Below are 18,857 nucleotides of genomic sequence, written 5' to 3'. Positions count from 1 at the left end.
AAGAGCGTTAAACTATGCAGCTACCACACTGGTTTTGTGTCGAACCAATAAAAAAGGCGCGCCACCCGATGAGGTGGCGCGCCTTTTTTTGTAACGACCGAGACTTAGCTTCCCGCGACGGTCATCCGCTCGATCAACACCGAACCCGTGCGAATGTTGCTACGCAGTTCCAAGTCGTTACCCACCGCAACAATCTGCTTGAACATGTCACGCATGTTGCCGGCGATAGTCACTTCCTGCACCGCGAACTGGATCTCGCCGTTTTCGACCCAGAACCCCGCCGCACCGCGCGAATAGTCGCCAGTAACCATGTTCAAGCCATGGCCCATCAACTCGGTGACCAGCAAGCCACGGCCCATGCGTTTCAACAGCGCCGCCTGGTCTTCGTCGCCATGGGTGACGAACAGATTGTGTACACCGCCAGCGTTGGCCGTGCTCGGCATACCGAGTTTGCGCCCGGAGTACGTGCCAAGGATGTATGACACCAACTCGCCCTTTTCGACGAACGGTTTGGCATATGTCGCCAGACCATCACCGTCATACGAAGCACTGCCCATTGCGCGCATCAGGTGCGGACGCTCATCGATGGTCAGCCATTCCGGGAACAGCTTCTGGCCCAAAGTGCCTTCAAGGAACGACGATTTGCGATACAGACTGCCGCCCGACACCGCCGAGAGGAAACTGCCGAACAGGCCACCGGCCAATTCCGCGGAAAACAGCACCGGCACTTCGCAGGTCGGCACCGGACGCGCGCCCAGACGGCTCGCCGCCCGTTGCGCAGCGCGCTGACCGATGCTCACCGGATCAGCCAGCAGACTGCCCTGACGGTTTACGTCATACCAGTAATCGCGCTGCATCTGGCCATCGGCCTCGGCAATCATCACGCAACTCAGGCTGTGCCGGGTCGATGCGTAGCCACCGATGAAACCGTGGCTGTTGCCGTACACGCGGCAGCCCTGATGAGTGCTGAGGGTGGTGCCGTCGGCGTTCTTGATCCGCGCGTCGGCATCGAAGGCCGCGGCTTCACAAAGCAAGGCCTTCTCGATGGCCTGCTCCGGGGTGATGTCCCATTCGTGGAACAGATCAAAATCGTGCTGCTCCTTGGCCATCAACGCCGCGTCGGCCAGGCCGGACGCTTCGTCTTCGGAGGTGTGTTTGGCGATGGCCAGTGCAGCAGCGACGGTTTCGCGGATCGCATCCGGGCCGGTCGCCGAGGTGCTCGCCGAGCCCTTGCGCTGGCCCACATACAGCGTGATGCCAAAGCCCTGATCGCGGTTGAACTCGACCGTTTCGACTTCGCGCTGGCGCACCGAGGTCGACAGGCCCTGCTCCAGCGACACCGCGACTTCACAGGCACTGGCGCCCTGACGCTTGGCTTCGGCGATGATCTGCTCGACTTGTTCCTGCAGTGCCGGCAATGCCTGCGGGCCGACGCTTTGAACTGCACTCATGCTCATCTCCACTCAAATTCTGCTTTCGGCTGGGGTCATCGAGCGACCGGGCCGGACAAGCGGCCCCCGACTGGTTATCATGGCGGCGTTTCTTTGCGGACTGCCACCATGGTTGATTCTTACGACGACTCCCTCGATACGGGAGAAAAAAGCAAATCTCAGGTCAAACGCGAGCTGCATGCTCTGGTTGACCTCGGCGAGCGCCTGACCACACTCAAGCCAGACTTGATCGCAAAACTGCCGCTGACCGACGCCATGCGCCGGGCCTTGGCCGATGCGCCCAAGCACACCGCGAACATCGCGCGTAAACGGCACTTGCAGTTCATCGGCAAACTGATGCGCGATCAGGATACTGACGCGATTCTGACCTTGCTTGATCAACTCGATGCCTCGACTCGTCAGTACAACGAGCGTTTCCATAACCTGGAGCGCTGGCGTGATCGCCTGATCGCAGGCGACGATGCCGTGCTGGAGAAGTTCGTCGTCGAGTACCCGGACGCCGATCGCCAGCAACTGCGTTCCCTGATCCGTCAGGCTCAGCATGAGGTTGCGCAAAACAAACCTCCTGCTTCCAGCCGCAAAATCTTCAAGTACATCCGTGAGCTGGACGAGACTCAACGCGGTCTGCGTTGATTCTCGCCACCGGGTGGCCGCCCTGCGCGCCACCCGAAGCTCCACCTCTTCTTATGCGCCCGTGCCACCCACGGTGATCGCATCGATTTTCAGCGTCGGCTGACCCACACCCACCGGCACCGACTGCCCATCCTTGCCGCACGTACCCACGCCGCTGTCCAACGCCAGATCGTTACCGACCATCGACACCCGACTCATCGCCTCGGGGCCGTTGCCGATCAACGTTGCACCTTTGACCGGCGCAGTGATCTTGCCGTCTTCGATCAGGTACGCCTCGCTGGTGGAGAACACGAATTTGCCGCTGGTGATGTCGACCTGACCGCCGCCGAGGTTGGCGCAGTAGATACCCTTCTTCACCGAGGCAATGATTTCCGCCGGATCGCTTTCGCCGCCGAGCATGTAGGTGTTGGTCATGCGTGGCATCGGCAGGTGAGCGTAAGACTCACGACGGCCGTTACCGGTACGGGCCACACCCATCAGGCGCGCGTTGAGCTTGTCCTGCATGTAGCCTTTGAGTACGCCGTTTTCGATCAGCGTGGTGCACTCGGTCGGCGTGCCTTCGTCATCGACGCTCAAAGAACCGCGACGGCCGCTCAAGGTACCGTCATCGACGATGGTGCAGAGTTTCGACGCAACCATTTCACCCATGCGCCCGCTATAGGCGGAACTGCCTTTGCGGTTGAAATCGCCTTCGAGACCGTGACCGACCGCTTCGTGCAACAGCACGCCGGACCAACCCGAACCCAACACCACCGGCAAGGTGCCAGCCGGTGCCGGGATCGCTTCCAGATTCACCAGCGCCTGGCGTAACGCTTCACGGGCATAACCCATGGCGCGGTCTTCGGCGAGGAAATAGCGGTAATCGGTACGCCCGCCGCCGCCATGCCCGCCGCGTTCGCGACGACCATTCTGTTCAACGATCACACTGACGTTGAAACGCACCAGCGGCCGTACATCGGCAGCCAGACCACCGTCGGTGGATGCCACCAGAATCCGCTCCCACACACCCGCCATGCTGACGCTGACCTGCTGAATGCGCGGGTCGAGCGCGCGAGTGGCCACGTCAATGCGCTTGAGCAGTTCGACTTTCTCGGCGCGGCTTAATACTTCCAGCGGGTTGTCCGGCGCATACAGTTGGGCGACATCCTGGGTGGTGAACGCCTGCACCGTGCCGTTCTGCCCGGCCCGGGAGATCGAGCGTGCCGCACGGGCGGCTGCGCCAAGTGCCTCGAGGGTGATCGCGTTGCTATAAGCAAAACCGGTTTTCTCACCGGACTGCGCGCGCACGCCGACACCCTGGTCGAGGTTGAAGCTGCCTTCCTTGACGATGCCGTCTTCCAGCGCCCAGGACTCGGAGATCTGGCCCTGGAAATACAGGTCGGCGGCGTCGATGCCGGGGCCGGCCAGATCGCCAAGCACGCCTTGCAGGCTCTCGATCGTCACGCCGCCGGGCGCCAACAGGTGATCACTGACTGAGGACAACAACTCGCTCATAGGTTTACGCCTTAAATTCGTGTTCTGAAGCAGGCCGCTGTGCGCCCTGCGAGAAAAACCGCCGATGACGCGTCACCGGCATTCGCGCCCTGATGGACGCTTGTTCATTGCTATCGCGCTCGGCCAACAACACCGCTTCGCCTTGATCCTGGCTCGCCAGTACACGGCCCCACGGGTCGATGATCGCCGCGTGACCGAAGGTTTCCCGCGGCCCCGGGTGGGTCCCACCCTGCGCTGCGGCGAGCACATAACACTGTGTCTCGATGGCGCGCGCGCGAATCAGCACGTCCCAATGCGCTGCGCCGGTTACCGCAGTAAACGCTGACGGCGCGGTAATCAACTCGGCACCGGCTGCACGCAATTCGCTGTACAACTCGGGAAAGCGCAAGTCGTAACACACGGTCAGACCGACTCGCCCTACCGGCGTGTCGGCAACGACGACGCCACTGCCATAAGCATAGTCATCGGATTCGCGATAACGGCCGCGATTGTCCGCCACATCGACGTCGAACAGGTGCAACTTGTCATAACGGGCAACGATTTCGCCCTGATCATCGACCAGCAACGAGCAGGCGTTGACCTTGGCCGTCGGCTGACCCACCGGCGGCAACGGCAAGGTGCCGGCCACTATCCATAAGTTGAGGTCGCGGGCGGCCTGTTTCAACCACGGCAGGATCGGTCCCTCGCCCACGGCTTCGGCACGGCCGATGTCAGCGATGTCGCGACGGCCCATGGCGGCGAAGTTTTCCGGCAGCACTGCCAGCTTCGCGCCGCCGGCCGCGGCCTGCTCGAGCAGGCGCCGGGCCTGAGCCAGATTGGCCAGCACGTCGCTCTGGCTGACCATTTGAATCACCGCTAAAGACATGGCGAACTCCGCAGGAGGTATGCGGCCATGCTACTCCATCGGTTCAGGGGCTGGCTGTTCAAAAAGGCTTGTCGAAGGTGATTTTCGGCTCTTTCCATGGGCCTTTGACGGTGTATTTCACACTGGCAAAGCGCGCCACGCGGTCACCGATCAGCTTGTCGATCAGGAACAACGCGCCGCCGACCGCCGGGGCGCCGACAATCAGCGCGGCAATCGGCAGGTTGTTGGTCACCGGCAAGGTCACCAGCAACCTGGCATCAACCTGATCAGCCACCAGATCCAGCTTGCCGTTGAGTTCAATGTTGCTCGACGGCCCGGTCAGACGAATCGGCTCTTTCGTATCGTAAACACCGTTGTTCGCCACCAGCAGGCCTTTGACCCGGTCATAACTCAAACCTTTGCCGAACAAATCGGAAAAATCGAGGCGCAAACGCCGGCCAATGGAGTTGAAGTTGAGCAGACCGAATACGCGCAATGCCTGCGCGCCACCCTCCACTTCAACAAACTGGCCTTTGTTCAGCGAGGCATCAAGGGTGCCGGAGAAGCGCTTTGTCGCCAGCCAAGCCGGCGAGCCCGGCCAGCGGCCATCGACGTCCATATGAAATTCTTCGCTGGTCACGCTCGGCGCAAAACCCCAGCCCTTGAGGACATCGGCGAGATTCTTGCCGCCAATCCGGCCTTTAAACCAGCTATTGGTCGCACCCGGCGCACCTTCCCAGCCGCCGTTGCCCTGCAACAGGATGCCTTTGAGTCCCATGTCGAGGTTGTTCAGGGCGATGCCTTTGGCGGTCGGTCGCACCTTGAGCGACCAGCCGCCGACCAGATCCGGCCCGAGAAACAGCTGATTGATAGTGATATCCAGCGCCGGAATTTTCGTCGGGTCGACCGACACCAGCGGATCGGGGGCGTTCTCGTCCGCCTGCACCGAAGGGTCTGGGGCGGGGAGTTTCACGTACTGCAGATTGACCGCAATCGGCGTGCCTTTGGCGTCCGGCAGGCTGGCCGTGCCTTTGGCTTGCTGACTGTCGAGCGCGAGATTCCAGGCCGCCGGCTTGCGATTCAACTGCACCGACGCCTGATCCAGCGTTGTTCCGAATGCCGTGAGCTTGCCGACCTTGAAATCAGCACTGCTGAGCAACTGCTTGGCGCTGCCGCCCGGATCCTGTCCGGCGTATTTATTCATCAGGTCCTGCCACGGCGCGACGTCCAGTTCCGAGAGCACGCCGCGAATCCGCAAGCCTTTGGCGCCCGGCAGCACCGCCTCGCCGGCACCGAGGAACAACTCGCCACGGCCGTCGGCAAAGTTGCCCGGCGGTGCGGCGAAGGTGAAATTGGCCAGTTGGTCATAATTGACCCAATAACGCCGTTCCTGCCCCTGCAAGGTCATGCGGAACACGGTATCGCGCCCGACATCTGCCGCCATGCCGAACGGTGCCGGCAGATCCACCGCCACGCCTTTCATGCTGGAACTGACCATCAACTGGCTGTCGGCGCCGTCCAGATTCAATTGCAATTGATAGGGAATGGTCCCGGAAACCGGCAAGGGTTGCGTCACGCCCAGCCAGTCGGTGAGTTTCTTCACCTCGACCTGACCGGATGCGGCGACCCGGGTCTTGAGCTTGCCGGCGCTGCCATCGGCGAATATCTGTGCGGTGACCGGCTTGTCGAACGCCCGCGCGGAGATATTCTGCCCGCTCAGTCCTTTGGCGCTGTCAAAACGGAAATCGCCTTTGAGTTGCGTCAGCTCCAGCTTCGGCTCAGCCAGCTTCAGCCGCGCATTGGCGGTTTTGAAGTCGACGAGGATTTTCGGCTGATCACCGCCCTTATCCAATGGGATGTCGAGCTTGAGCTTGCCTTGCAGATCCCCCGCGCCTTCCCAACCGGCAAAGGTTTCACCGGTACCGATCGGGGCGTCCTGAAGAATTTTCAGGCCATCACCGAGTCCGCCGGCAAAGCCGCCATCAAGGTACATGTGCGTGTGTTGCCCGGACGGCACATGGGGGATATTGACGAAGACATCACTGACCTGAGTGTCAAGCAACTGGCCCTTGTCGGCCCAGATTCGCACGCCGCTGTCTTCGATAAACACATCGCCGCTGACCTTGCTTACATGCGGCCAGCCTGGCTGGAAGGCCAGTTCGGCGTCGTGAACTTTGAAAAACAGACTGATGCTGCGATCGGCCTCCCCGGCGTTCTTGCTCAGCGAGCCCTGATACTGGAAGAAGCCTTGGTCAACCGCCCCTTTGAGAATCGCGGTACGCAGCCATTCGTCGAGCGCCGGGCTAAGAACCTGGGGCAGGTATTTGGCCGTGTAGCGACCATCGCCATCGACCAGACCGACTCGCAGGTCCATGTAGTCTTCCTGGCTATGGTCGAAATGCAGGCGAATCAGAAAATCGCCGGCAATCTCGCCCTCCTCGCCGAGCACCTTCAGGTACGGAGCGATCAGGGTGAAACCGTCTTTATCGAGCTTCCAGGTCAGCCGCGCGTTGGCCTGAATGTACTGCCATGGCTTGGCAAAAATCGGGTCGAGGTGCAGGACAAAATCCTTGCTGTCCATGCGCAATTCGCCGCCGTCCAGGTTACCGCTGAGGCTACCGCTGACGTTTCGAGCCGCCGGAGCGCCGTGATAGGCGTCGAAACCGACGTTATCCAGATTGGTGGCAAAGCTGAATTTTGTGCCGTCGGTCGCGTTCGGGCGGAAATCCAGCAGCACGTTGCGCAGGCCACCGGTAACTTTCAGATGGTCGACAACCGTGGCGAAACTTTGCGGCAACGGCCCCAACGCATTGAGCAACGGGGTGATCGGAGTGAGATCGAGACGATCCGCCTGCAAGTGCCAGAGCTCTTCGACCTTGTCAGTCGCGCGCGTCTGTTTCAGTTGGACGTGCGACTCCCAGCGGTTTTCGCCGAAATTCATCGACAGCGAGTCGAGCGTGAGGATCGCACCCTCGGCACTGTTCTGGTAATAGGCGTTGAGCGCCAGATTGTTGATCTGGATCGGCTTGCGCTCAGCGTAGGCGCCGATCAGTTGCGGCGCGTTCAAACGCAGTGCCGCGCTTTGCAGGGTACCTTTGGCCCAGTTGACCCAGAGTTCGCCACCTGCCTTGATTTCGGAAAAATTCCACTGCTGGGTCAGGCGTTCCGGCAACCACTTCGACCAGTCGCTCTGCGGCAGGCTGGCATAACCGTCCACCACACTGTCTTGCCATTGCTCGGGGCGAATTCGCGTGCGCAGGCTCAGTGCAACAGGCTGACCGTCCGGCAAGGTCAAACGCGCATCGAGTCGTTGACGGCTGGCGCCGGTTTTCAGATTGAGGCCGACATAGGTGAGGGTCAGTGGCGCATGATCCAGCGGCTGCAAGGTCACCTGACTGTCTAGTACCGACAACTGCTGAATCATTTGCGAGCGATTGAACAACTGTTGCGCATCGAGCGGCTGGTCGTTCTGTACCGGCAGACCTTCCAGCGCCCAACTGCCGTCCTCGGCTTCCTTGAGGCTGATTTTCAGGCCGTTGAGTTCCAGGTGGGCGATGCGCACTTCGCGGGCCAACAGGCTGGCCCACAGATCCGGCACCGCGCGCACCCGATCCAGACGCAACGCATTGGCGCCAGCGCCGACCATTACGTCATGGGCCAGCAGGATCGGCGCAAATCCGCTCCAATTGCCTTCCAGTTCGCCGATCTGCAACGGCATGCCAAGGGCGGCACTGGCCTTGTCCTCGATATCGGCGCGATATTCGGCCACCAGCGGGGTCAGCTCCCGACCGAGACTGACATACAACGCCATCAACACCAGAACCAACGCGCACAGGCCCAGCCCCCAGCGGGTGAGTGTGGCCAGAATGCGTGTCAGACGCTCCATGTCAGTTGGCTCCCATGGCAAAAATACTGCGAAAAGCTGAGGCCAGCCGCGGTGGAAAAAAAGTGACGCAGGGGATCAGAGCAACACCACGTCATATTGTTCCTGGGAATACATGGTTTCCACCTGGAAGCGTATGGTGCGACCGATAAACCCTTCAAGCTCAGCGACGTTACCGGATTCTTCGTCGAGCAAACGGTCGACCACTTTCTGGTTCGCCAGCACCCGATAACCCTCGGCCTGATAGGCCCGGGCTTCACGGAGGATCTCGCGGAAGATCTCGTAACAGATGGTTTCCGCAGTCTTGAGTTTGCCGCGCCCCTGACAACTGCTGCACGGTTCGCACAGGACCTGCTCGAGACTTTCCCGGGTACGCTTACGGGTCATTTGCACCAGGCCCAACTCGGTGATGCCGATGATGTTGGTCTTGGCGTGGTCACGCTCCAGCTGTTTTTCCAGGGTGCGCAGGACCTGACGCTGATGCTCTTCATCCTCCATGTCGATGAAGTCGATGATGATGATCCCGCCCAGATTGCGCAGGCGCATTTGCCGGGCAATCGCGGTGGCTGCTTCGAGATTGGTCTTGAAGATGGTTTCTTCGAGGTTGCGGTGACCGACGAAAGCCCCGGTGTTCACATCAATGGTGGTCATGGCTTCCGCCGGATCCACCACCAGATAGCCACCGGATTTCAGCGGCACCTTGCGTTCGAGGGCTTTCTGGATTTCGTCTTCGACGCCATAGAGGTCGAAAATGGGCCGCTCGCCCGGGTAATGTTCCAGACGATCGGCGATTTCCGGCATCAGTTCAGCGACGAACTGCGTGGTTTTCTGGAAGGTTTCCCGGGAATCGATACGAATTTTCTCGATTTTCGGGTTAACCAGATCACGCAAGGTACGCAACGCCAGACCGAGATCTTCGTAAATCACGCTCGGCGCGGCGATGGTTTTGATCTGTTCGTTGATCTGGTCCCACAGCCGTCGCAGGTAACGAATGTCCATGAGGATTTCATCGGCGCCAGCGCCTTCGGCGGCTGTGCGCAGAATGAAACCGCCCGCCTCTTTGATCCCTTCCTTGGCCACGCAATCGCTGACCACCTGCTTGAGGCGCTCGCGTTCTGCCTCGTCTTCGATTTTCAGGGAAATGCCGACGTGGGCAGTGCGCGGCATGTACACCAGATAGCGCGACGGAATCGACAGCTGTGTGGTCAAGCGCGCGCCTTTGGAGCCGATCGGGTCCTTGGTGACTTGCACCACCAGGCTTTGACCTTCATGCACCAGCGCGCTGATGCTTTCCACCGCCGGGCCTTCGCGCAGGGAGATTTCCGCAGCATGAATGAATGCCGCGCGATCCAGACCGATGTCGACGAATGCAGCCTGCATGCCTGGCAGCACCCGGACGATCTTGCCTTTATAGATGTTGCCGACGATCCCGCGTTTTTGCGTGCGCTCAACGTGGACTTCTTGCAGCACACCGTTTTCGACCACCGCCACGCGCGACTCCATCGGCGTGATGTTGATCAGAATCTCTTCACTCATGGCTGGATCTCGTTCAGGCGTGTTCACGATAATGGCCGCATCTGGATGGGTACGACGCTTATGGCGCGTTCAGGTTTTGCCAACAGGGTATGCCGAAATGGCCTAACAGTTCTGCGGTTTCGCAAACAGGCAGCCCGACCACTGCCGAATAACTGCCATTGAGGCTCGCGACAAACACCGCGCCGAGCCCCTGAATGCCATAACCACCGGCCTTGTCCCGTGGCTCACCGCTGGCCCAATAAGCGGCAGTTTCTTCGATGCTGATCGGGCGGAACCGCACCCGACTGCGCACCACCCGCGAATCGCAACGCTCGCCTTCGAACACGGCAATGGCGGTGAGCACTTCATGCTCCTTGCCGGACAACATCCTCAGCATGGCGCATGCATCGGCTTCGTCCACCGGTTTGCCAAGAATTTTGCCGTCCAGCACTACTGCGGTGTCGGCACCCAGCACGCAGAATGGCTGGACGGACACGACTGTACGGCGACCGGCCTCGGCTTTGCCGCGCGCCAGCCGTTCGACATAGGCTGAGGGCGATTCTTCAGGTAATGGGGTTTCGTCGATATCCGCGCTGATGGCGGTGAACGGGACGCCGATCTGCGTGAGCAGTTCACGTCGACGCGGCGATCCGGAGGCGAGGTAAAGCGGCTTCATCAAAACATCTCCCTGTTCAGTGCCCTGCTTCACCGGCTCAGTTGATTCTGTAGCGTCGGCGCAATCCGCGTAGGGCAAAGCTGACCCAAGGCCAGAGCAAGGCACTGACCAGCGCAGGCAGCACCAGCGCCAGGGTGGGTTGACGATTACCGGTCAAGGCACTGAGCCACAACTGCACCAGTTGCGCGAGGCCGAAAATCACCAGAATCACCAGGCATTGTTGCCACATCGGGAACATCCGCAGGCGTTGCTGCAATGACAGCACGAGGAAGGTAATCAGGGTCAGGATCAGCGCGTTCTGACCGAGCAGATCGCCCTGCAGCACGTCTTCGGCCAGACCCAGGCAAAACGCCGTGACCATGCCCACCGTGTGCGGCATATACAACGCCCAGAATGTCAGGAGCAAGGCCAGCCATAGCGGCCGCAGGATTTCCATGAAAATCGGTAAGGGCGACACGCTCAGGAGTATGCCGACAACAAACGTCAGCCAGACAATCCAGCCGTTACGCGATGCGGTAGCCCCGACCATTATTCTTGTCTCCCGGTGGTCGCCGGTGCATTGACGGGCGGTTTGCTCGCAGGTCGTGCAGCAGGCTGAGCGGCTGGCGGTTTGCTGGCCGCCGGTGTCGTTGCCGGTGGCTTGGCAGCCGCTGGCGCGGGTTTGGCCGGTGTGACGCTAGCGGCAGGGGCAGGTGCGACAGGCGTCGCAGGCGCAGCAGCAGGCGGGGTCACGGTTTTCGGCACCGTGGCCGGAATAATCGGGCCGCCGCCAAAGGCGTCAAGATTTTCCTGGGCTTGCGCCGCATCGTTCGCTCGCTCTTCGGCGGTGCGACTGTCGCTGAACACCAGCAACATATAACGGCTGCGATTCAGCGCGGCGGTCGGCACAGCGCGGACGATGGCAAACGGCTGACCGGAATCGTGGATCACTTCCTTCACGGTCGCGACCGGATAGCCTGCAGGGAATCGCTGGCCAAGGCCGGAACTGACCAGCAGATCGCCTTCCTTGATATCCGCCGTATCGGCGACGTGGCGCAATTCCAGACGCTCAGGGTTGCCGGTGCCGCTGGCAATGGCCCGCAGCCCGTTGCGATTGACCTGCACGGGAATGCTGTGTGTGCTGTCAGTAAGCAACAATACACGCGAGGTGTAAGGCATCAACTCAACCACCTGGCCCATCAAGCCACGTGCATCGAGCACCGGTTGACCGAGCACCACACCGTCACGCTCACCTTTATTGATGATGATGCGATGGGTGAAAGGGTTGGGGTCCATGCCGATCAACTCGGCCACTTCGACCTTTTCATTGACCAGTGCAGAGGAATTGAGCAACTCGCGCAGGCGAACGTTCTGCTCGGTGAGGGCAGCAAGCTTTTGCATGCGGCCCTGCAGCAGCAGGTTTTCGGTCTTGAGTTTTTCGTTTTCGGCGACAAGCTCGGTGCGGCTGCCGAACTGGCTGGCAATCCCTTCCCATAGCCGTCCAGGCAGGTCAGTGATCCAGTAGGCATCCATAAGCACCAGCGACGCTTGTTTGCGCGCAGGCTTGAGCAGGTCGAAGCGGGCATCGACCACCATCAGCGCGATCGACAGCACGGCCAGTACCAACAGGCGCACGCCCAACGAAGGGCCCTTGGCGAAAAGCGGTTTAATAAGCCGCTCCTCCCAGGCAAATGTTCTGTTTATTCATACGGCATCAAACCGGCCTGGATGAAGACTGACAGAAGATAAACGCCAACAGGCAGCACTGCAAAGTGCTGCCTGCGCGCTCACCCACGTATTGCACTCGGCGACTTATTCGCTCGAGAGCAGGTCCATGGTGTGCTTATCCATCATTTCCAATGCACGGCCACCGCCGCGAGCAACACAGGTCAGCGGATCTTCGGCAACGATCACCGGCAGACCGGTTTCCTGGGCCAGCAACTTGTCGAGATCACGCAGCAGCGCGCCACCACCGGTCAGCACCAGGCCACGCTCGGCGATGTCGGAAGCCAGTTCCGGCGGCGATTGCTCCAGAGCACTTTTCACAGCCTGAACGATGGTTGCCAGGGACTCTTGCAGAGCTTCCAGCACTTCGTTGGAGTTCAGGGTGAACGCGCGTGGAACGCCTTCGGCCAGGTTGCGACCGCGAACGTCGACTTCGCGAACTTCGCCACCCGGGTAGGCCGTACCGATTTCCTGTTTGATGCGCTCAGCGGTGGATTCACCGATCAGGCTGCCGTAGTTGCGACGCACGTAAGTGATGATCGCTTCGTCGAAGCGGTCGCCGCCAACGCGCACGGATTCGGCATAGACAACACCGTTCAGGGAGATCAGCGCGATTTCAGTGGTACCACCACCGATATCCACGACCATCGAACCGCGCGCTTCTTCGACCGGCAGACCGGCACCGATCGCAGCCGCCATCGGCTCTTCGATCAGGAACACTTCACGGGCACCGGCACCGAGGGCCGATTCACGGATGGCGCGACGCTCAACCTGGGTGGATTTGCATGGAACGCAGATCAGCACACGAGGGCTGGGCTGCAGAAAGCTGTTTTCGTGAACCTTGTTGATAAAGTATTGCAGCATCTTTTCGCAGACGCTGAAGTCGGCGATCACGCCGTCTTTCATCGGACGAATGGCAGCAATGTTGCCCGGCGTACGGCCGAGCATGCGCTTGGCCTCGGTGCCGACAGCGACGACACTTTTCTGGTTACCGTGTGTCCGAATGGCCACAACCGATGGCTCATTCAGGACGATACCGCGCTCGCGCACGTAAATAAGGGTGTTGGCAGTGCCCAGGTCAATGGAAAGATCGCTGGAAAACATGCCACGCAGTTTCTTGAACATGGGAAAGGGACCCTAGGCAACGCGTGGGTAAAAAAGTGCGGCAAACTCTAACAACGACAGGGATTTTGGGCAAGGCGCCAATATGTTAAATTGGCCGCTTTTCTGTGCACCAAGCCCCACAATCGCGGCCTTATGACCGTAGAAGTGCGGTAGTGTTCCGACAATCTAACACACGGACGCCGTCCGTTCTGTTTTCCACAGGAGAATCCCGATGGCGCTAGAACGCTCCGACGTGGAAAAAATCGCTCATCTGGCCTGCCTTGGCCTCAATGATGCCGATCTTCCACACATTACTTCCGCCCTCAACAGCATTCTCGGTCTGGTCGACGAAATGCAGGCTGTTAATACCGACGGAATCGAGCCTCTGGCCCACCCGCTGGAAGCCAGTCAGCGCCTGCGCGCCGACGTTGTGACCGAGACCAATCACCGCGAGGCCTACCAGTCCATCGCACCAGCGGTCGAAAACGGCCTGTATCTGGTTCCGAAAGTCATCGACTAAAGGGAAAGAGCCTGCAATGCATCAAATGACTCTGGCCGAGATCGCCCGCGGTCTCGCCGATAAAAAGTTTTCTTCCGAAGAGCTGACCAAAGTCCTGCTGGCGCGTATCACCCAGCTCGATCCGCAGCTCAACAGTTTCATCAGCCTCACCGAAGCGCTGGCCCTTGAGCAGGCGAAAGCCGCCGATGCCCGCCGTGCCAACGGTGAGAGCGGCGCCCTGCTCGGTGCGCCGATCGCTCACAAGGATTTGTTCTGCACCCAGGGCATTCGCACCAGCTGCGGCTCGAAGATGCTCGACAACTTCAAAGCCCCGTACGACGCCACTGTCGTCGCGAAACTGGCCGCTGCCGGCGCCGTGACCCTGGGCAAGACCAACATGGACGAATTCGCCATGGGTTCGGCCAACGAGTCGAGCTGGTACGGCGCGGTGAAAAACCCGTGGAACCTGGAACACGTACCGGGCGGTTCGTCCGGCGGTTCGGCGGCAGCAGTTGCTGCGCGTCTGTTGCCAGCGGCCACCGCCACTGACACCGGTGGTTCGATCCGCCAGCCAGCGGCGTTCACCAACCTCACCGGTCTGAAACCGACCTACGGTCGCGTGTCGCGCTGGGGCATGATCGCTTATGCCTCCAGCCTCGATCAGGGCGGCCCTCTGGCACGCACGGCCGAAGACTGCGCGATTTTGTTGCAAGGTATGGCCGGCTTCGATCAGAACGACTCCACCAGCATCGATGAGCCAGTGCCGGATTACTCCGCCAGCCTCGGCGATTCGCTGCAAGGCCTGCGCATCGGCGTGCCGAAGGAATACTTCAGCGCCGGTCTCGACCCGCGCATCGCCGAACTGATCCAGAACAGCATCAATGAGCTGCAGAAGCTCGGTGCCGTGATCAAGGAAATCAGCCTGCCGAACATGCAGCACGCAATTCCGGCGTATTACGTGATCGCGCCGGCAGAGGCTTCCTCGAACCTGTCGCGTTTCGACGGCGTGCGTTTCGGCCATCGCTGCGAGAACCCGGAAAACCTGATCGATCTGTACAAGCGCTCCCGTGGCGAAGGCTTCGGCGCAGAAGTGCAGCGCCGGATCATGGTCGGTGCCTATGCGCTGTCCGCCGGTTACTACGACGCGTACTACCTGAAAGCGCAGAAGATCCGTCGCCTGGTGAAGAACGACTTCATGGCTGCCTTCAATGAAGTCGACATCATCCTCGGCCCGACCACGCCGAACCCGGCCTGGAAGCTCGGCGCGAAGAACAGCGACCCGGTCGCTGCCTATCTGGAAGACGTCTACACCATCACCGCCAACCTCGCCGGCCTGCCGGGCCTGTCGATGCCGGCCGGTTTTGTCGACGGTCTGCCGGTGGGCGTGCAGTTGCTCGCGCCGTATTTCCAGGAAGGTCGCCTGTTGAACGTTGCCCATCAGTACCAGCTCAACACTGACTGGCACACCCGCACCCCAACCGGCTTCTGAGGAGACACACATGCAATGGGAAGTCGTGATCGGGCTGGAGATTCACACTCAGCTCACCACCCGGTCGAAAATCTTTTCCGGTAGTTCCACCACATTCGGCTCCGAGCCGAATACTCAGGCCAGCCTGATCGACCTGGGCATGCCTGGCGTGTTGCCAGTGCTGAACCAGGAAGCGGTGCGGATGGCGGTAATGTTCGGTCTGGCGATTGACGCCGAGATCGGTCAGCACAACGTGTTCGCCCGTAAGAACTACTTCTACCCGGACCTGCCGAAGGGCTACCAGATCAGCCAGATGGAATTGCCGATCGTCGGCAAGGGCCACCTGGACATCGCCCTGGAAGACGGCACCGTCAAACGTGTCGGCATCACCCGCGCGCACCTGGAAGAAGACGCCGGCAAGAGCCTGCACGAAGAATTCAACGGTGCCACCGGCATCGACCTGAACCGTGCCGGCACGCCGCTGCTGGAAATCGTGTCCGAGCCGGACATGCGCAGCGCCAAGGAAGCCGTGGCTTACGTCAAGGCGATCCACGCACTCGTGCGTTACCTGGGCATTTGCGACGGCAACATGGCCGAAGGCTCGCTGCGTTGCGACTGCAACGTCTCGGTACGTCCGAAAGGTCAGGTTGAGTTCGGTACGCGCTGCGAGATCAAGAACGTCAACTCATTCCGCTTCATCGAGAAGGCGATCAACACCGAGATCCAGCGGCAGATCGAGCTGATCGAGGACGGCGGCAAAGTGATCCAGCAGACCCGCCTGTACGATCCGAACAAGGACGAAACCCGTCCGATGCGTTCGAAAGAGGAAGCCAACGACTACCGTTACTTCCCCGATCCGGATCTGTTGCCGGTGGTCATCGAAGAATCGTTCCTCGGCGAGGTGCGTGCCACCCTGCCGGAACTGCCACCGCAGAAACGCGAGCGCTTCCAGAGCCAGTTCGGTCTGTCGGCGTACGACGCCAACGTGCTGGCCACCAGCCGTGAGCAAGCGGACTACTTCGAGAAGGTTGCGGCCATCGGCGGCGACGCCAAACTGGCGGCGAACTGGGTGATGGTCGAGTTGGGCAGCCTGCTCAACAAGCAAGGCCTGGACATCGACGAATCGCCGGTTTCCGCCGAGCAACTGGGCGGCATGCTGCAGCGCATCAAGGACAACACCATCTCCGGCAAGATCGCCAAAGTGGTGTTCGAAGCGATGGCCAACGGCGAAGGCAGCGCGGACGAGATCATCGAAAAACGCGGCCTGAAACAAGTCACCGACAGCGGCGCGATCTCGGCAGTACTGGACGAAATGCTCGCAGCCAACGCCGAGCAGGTTGAACAATACCGTGCGGCGGATGAAGCCAAGCGCGGCAAGATGTTCGGCTTCTTTGTTGGCCAGGCGATGAAAGCATCCAAAGGCAAAGCCAACCCGCAGCAAGTGAACGAACTGCTGAAAAGCAAGCTCGAAGGCTGACCGCAATTGAGCCAGATCCAAAGCCTGGCTCTATCCCCTGTGGGAGCGGGCTTGCTCGCGAAGGCGTCATGACATTCAACATACATGCTGAATGTGACGGCCTCTTCGCGAGCAGGCTCGCTCCCACATTGTTATCTGGGAGCTTTCGAATGAAACGTCTGCTCGGCGCCTGCGCCCTGCTCTCCTTACTGGCCGGTTGCGCCAGCAACGACATCATCGACCCGCACGGTTACGACCAGACCGGCGTCGCTTCTTATTACGGTGCCAGGCACCACGGTAAACGTACCGCCAGTGGCGAGCCGTTCAACCAGAACTCCCTGACCGCCGCCCACCGCCAATTACCTTTCGGCACGCGGGTGAAGGTCACTAACCTGAAAAACGATGAATCCGTCGTGGTCCGTATCAACGACCGCGGCCCGCATACCCGCGGGCGCCTGATCGACGTGTCCCGCGAGGCCGCCGAACAACTTGGCATGCTGCGCAGCGGCACTGCACGGGTGCGCGTGCAGGCCCTCGACGACTGATGGAGCACCAACCATTTTCGGACTGACCGATTTACCGCTGATCAGCGTGATCGAACTGCTCGCCGGGCTGTGCCTGCTGATTTTCGGCGCCGAACTGATGGTGCGCGCGGCGGTGCGTCTGGCGGCGCGCCTGCATGTGCGCCCGCTGATCATCGGCCTGACCATCGTTGCCCTCGGCAGCAGCGCGCCGCAGATGGCCGTCAGCCTGCAAGCGGCGCTGGCGCATAACCCGGACATTGCGGTCGGCAGTGTGGTCGGCAGCAGCATCTTCAACATCCTCGTCACCCTCGGCCTTTCCGCGCTGATCATTCCGCTGCGCGTCTCTCGGCAACTGGTGCGCCTGGATATTCCGCTGATGATCGGTGCCAGCCTGCTGGTATTCGTGTTGGCGTGGAACGAAGAAATCGGTCGCTTCGACGGCATCCTGCTGTTGGCCACGCTGGCGTTGTATCTCGGTTTGCTGTTGCGCCAGTCGCGGCACTCGGCGCGACCGCATTCGGCACAACCTGAAACGGCACAAGCCTCGTGGCCCGGTAGCCTGCTGATGATCGCGATCGGTCTGGCGATGCTGGTATTTGCCGGGCATCTGCTGCTGGGCGCCGCCGTCGTGGTGGCCACCGATCTTGGATTCTCCGAGCGAGTGATCGGCCTGACCGTGGTGGCCGTGGGCACCTCGCTGCCGGAACTGGCGACTTCGCTGATCGCGGCATTACGCGGGCAACGCGATATCGCCGTCGGTAACGTGATCGGCGCCAACCTGTTCAACTTGCTCGGTGTACTCGGCCTCACCGCACTGATTGCGCCGACGCCACTCTCGGTGTCGCCGAACGCACTGGATTTCGACCTGCCGGTGATGCTCGGCGTCGCCGCGCTGTGCCTGCCAGTGTTCTATTCCGGCTACCGCGTCACTCGCGCCGAAGGTTTGCTATTGCTCGGTTTGTACCTGGCGTACGGGCTGCATGTGGTGTCGTTCACCACCGGCATGCCGCTGGCCGGCAAGCTGGAGCGGCTGATGCTGTTTTATGTTTTGCCGACGCTGTTGACGTTTTTGCTGTTCACGTCGATCCGCGCCTGGCGCCGCCAACACCACAAGAGGGATATGCCATGACCGAATCGCAGAAGTCCGGGGTTGAAGTCCGCCGCCAGGTGATGGGCGATGCGTTTGTTGATCGCGCCTTGGGCAATGCCACCGAGTTCACCCAGCCGTTGCAGGATTTCGTCAATGAACATGCCTGGGGTGGCGTGTGGAATCGTGAAGGTCTGCCGCTGAAAACCCGCAGTCTGATCACCCTCGCTGCGCTGACAGCGCTGAAGTGCCCGCAAGAGTTGAAAGGCCATGTGCGCGGTGCACTGAACAACGGTTGCACGGTGGATGAGATTCGTGAGGCGCTGCTGCATTGCGCGGTTTACGCCGGCGTGCCGGCGGCGATCGATGCGTTTCGCGCGGCGCAGGAAGTGATCGATATGTATCAGAAACCTGAGTGATTGAACTGACGCCTTCGCGAGCAAGCTCGCTCCCACATTGGATTGCATTTCAAATGTGGGAGCGAGCTTGCTCGCGAAGAGGCCCGGGAGAGCAACCCAA

Annotated in this window: 16 protein-coding genes; 7 read left to right on the top strand and 9 right to left on the bottom strand. The window is 60.6% G+C overall.

Features of this window, described 5'->3' with window-relative positions:
- Positions 1-104: 104 nt before the first annotated feature.
- A complete protein-coding gene (gene pmbA, locus ACM6IV_RS16475; protein ID WP_371929228.1) occupies positions 105-1,451 on the bottom strand; it encodes a metalloprotease PmbA in 1,347 nt (448 codons plus the stop codon).
- Between the two features lie 108 nt (positions 1,452-1,559).
- Here pmbA and yjgA point away from each other — a divergent pair, with 108 nt between their 5' ends.
- Positions 1,560-2,084: a ribosome biogenesis factor YjgA gene (gene yjgA / locus ACM6IV_RS16470; RefSeq protein WP_007915377.1), complete on the top strand. Its 525-nt coding sequence runs from the start codon at positions 1,560-1,562 to the stop codon at positions 2,082-2,084.
- 51 nt (positions 2,085-2,135) lie between these two features.
- Here the strand turns inward: yjgA and tldD are convergent, their stop codons facing one another.
- From tldD to mreB, 8 genes are all read right to left on the bottom strand, one after another.
- Complete coding sequence (tldD, locus tag ACM6IV_RS16465; RefSeq protein ID WP_034154473.1) at positions 2,136-3,578, bottom strand: metalloprotease TldD; 1,443 nt, start codon at positions 3,576-3,578, stop codon at positions 2,136-2,138.
- 4 nt (positions 3,579-3,582) lie between these two features.
- Positions 3,583-4,443: a carbon-nitrogen hydrolase family protein gene (locus tag ACM6IV_RS16460; protein ID WP_414870799.1), complete on the bottom strand. Its 861-nt coding sequence runs from the start codon at positions 4,441-4,443 to the stop codon at positions 3,583-3,585.
- A gap of 58 nt (positions 4,444-4,501) precedes the next feature.
- On the bottom strand, positions 4,502-8,308 hold the full coding sequence (locus ACM6IV_RS16455) for a YhdP family protein (RefSeq protein WP_414870798.1): 3,807 nt from the start codon (positions 8,306-8,308) through the stop codon (positions 4,502-4,504).
- A 75-nt stretch (positions 8,309-8,383) separates the two neighbouring features.
- On the bottom strand, positions 8,384-9,841 hold the full coding sequence (gene rng / locus ACM6IV_RS16450) for a ribonuclease G (RefSeq protein ID WP_007915369.1): 1,458 nt from the start codon (positions 9,839-9,841) through the stop codon (positions 8,384-8,386).
- Between the two features lie 58 nt (positions 9,842-9,899).
- Positions 9,900-10,496 (bottom strand): Maf family protein, encoded by a 597-nt coding sequence (locus ACM6IV_RS16445; protein ID WP_414870797.1) that lies wholly within the window; start codon positions 10,494-10,496, stop codon positions 9,900-9,902.
- A 37-nt stretch (positions 10,497-10,533) separates the two neighbouring features.
- Positions 10,534-11,025, bottom strand: a complete 492-nt coding sequence (gene mreD, locus ACM6IV_RS16440) for a rod shape-determining protein MreD (RefSeq protein WP_250607603.1) — start codon at positions 11,023-11,025, stop codon at positions 10,534-10,536.
- Entirely contained in the window at positions 11,025-12,146 is a 1,122-nt protein-coding gene (mreC, locus tag ACM6IV_RS16435; RefSeq protein ID WP_414871257.1) for a rod shape-determining protein MreC, read from the bottom strand. The genes mreD and mreC overlap by 1 nt, the downstream gene beginning before the upstream one ends.
- A 141-nt stretch (positions 12,147-12,287) precedes the next feature.
- Entirely contained in the window at positions 12,288-13,325 is a 1,038-nt protein-coding gene (gene mreB, locus ACM6IV_RS16430; RefSeq protein WP_002555108.1) for a rod shape-determining protein MreB, read from the bottom strand.
- A gap of 211 nt (positions 13,326-13,536) precedes the next feature.
- Here mreB and gatC point away from each other — a divergent pair, with 211 nt between their 5' ends.
- The 6 genes from gatC (at position 13,537) to ACM6IV_RS16400 (ending at position 18,757) form a co-directional block, all read left to right on the top strand.
- Entirely contained in the window at positions 13,537-13,824 is a 288-nt protein-coding gene (gatC, locus tag ACM6IV_RS16425; protein ID WP_007901429.1) for an Asp-tRNA(Asn)/Glu-tRNA(Gln) amidotransferase subunit GatC, read from the top strand.
- Positions 13,825-13,840: 16 nt separating this feature from the next.
- Positions 13,841-15,292 (top strand): Asp-tRNA(Asn)/Glu-tRNA(Gln) amidotransferase subunit GatA, encoded by a 1,452-nt coding sequence (gene gatA / locus ACM6IV_RS16420; protein WP_414870796.1) that lies wholly within the window; start codon positions 13,841-13,843, stop codon positions 15,290-15,292.
- Between the two features lie 10 nt (positions 15,293-15,302).
- Complete coding sequence (gene gatB, locus ACM6IV_RS16415) at positions 15,303-16,748, top strand: Asp-tRNA(Asn)/Glu-tRNA(Gln) amidotransferase subunit GatB (RefSeq protein ID WP_414870795.1); 1,446 nt, start codon at positions 15,303-15,305, stop codon at positions 16,746-16,748.
- 149 nt (positions 16,749-16,897) lie between these two features.
- Entirely contained in the window at positions 16,898-17,272 is a 375-nt protein-coding gene (locus ACM6IV_RS16410) for a septal ring lytic transglycosylase RlpA family protein (protein ID WP_414870794.1), read from the top strand.
- A gap of 46 nt (positions 17,273-17,318) precedes the next feature.
- On the top strand, positions 17,319-18,380 hold the full coding sequence (locus ACM6IV_RS16405) for a calcium/sodium antiporter (protein ID WP_414870793.1): 1,062 nt from the start codon (positions 17,319-17,321) through the stop codon (positions 18,378-18,380).
- Positions 18,377-18,757: a carboxymuconolactone decarboxylase family protein gene (locus tag ACM6IV_RS16400; RefSeq protein ID WP_414870792.1), complete on the top strand. Its 381-nt coding sequence runs from the start codon at positions 18,377-18,379 to the stop codon at positions 18,755-18,757. Before ACM6IV_RS16405 ends, ACM6IV_RS16400 begins: the two co-directional genes overlap by 4 nt.
- Positions 18,758-18,857 lie beyond the last annotated feature (100 nt).

The organism is Pseudomonas sp. IT-347P, assembly GCF_949768005.1.
Classification (GTDB): domain Bacteria; phylum Pseudomonadota; class Gammaproteobacteria; order Pseudomonadales; family Pseudomonadaceae; genus Aquipseudomonas.
Note: the sequence above shows the minus strand (reverse complement) of the source record. Positions and strands in the feature narration are given on the sequence as shown.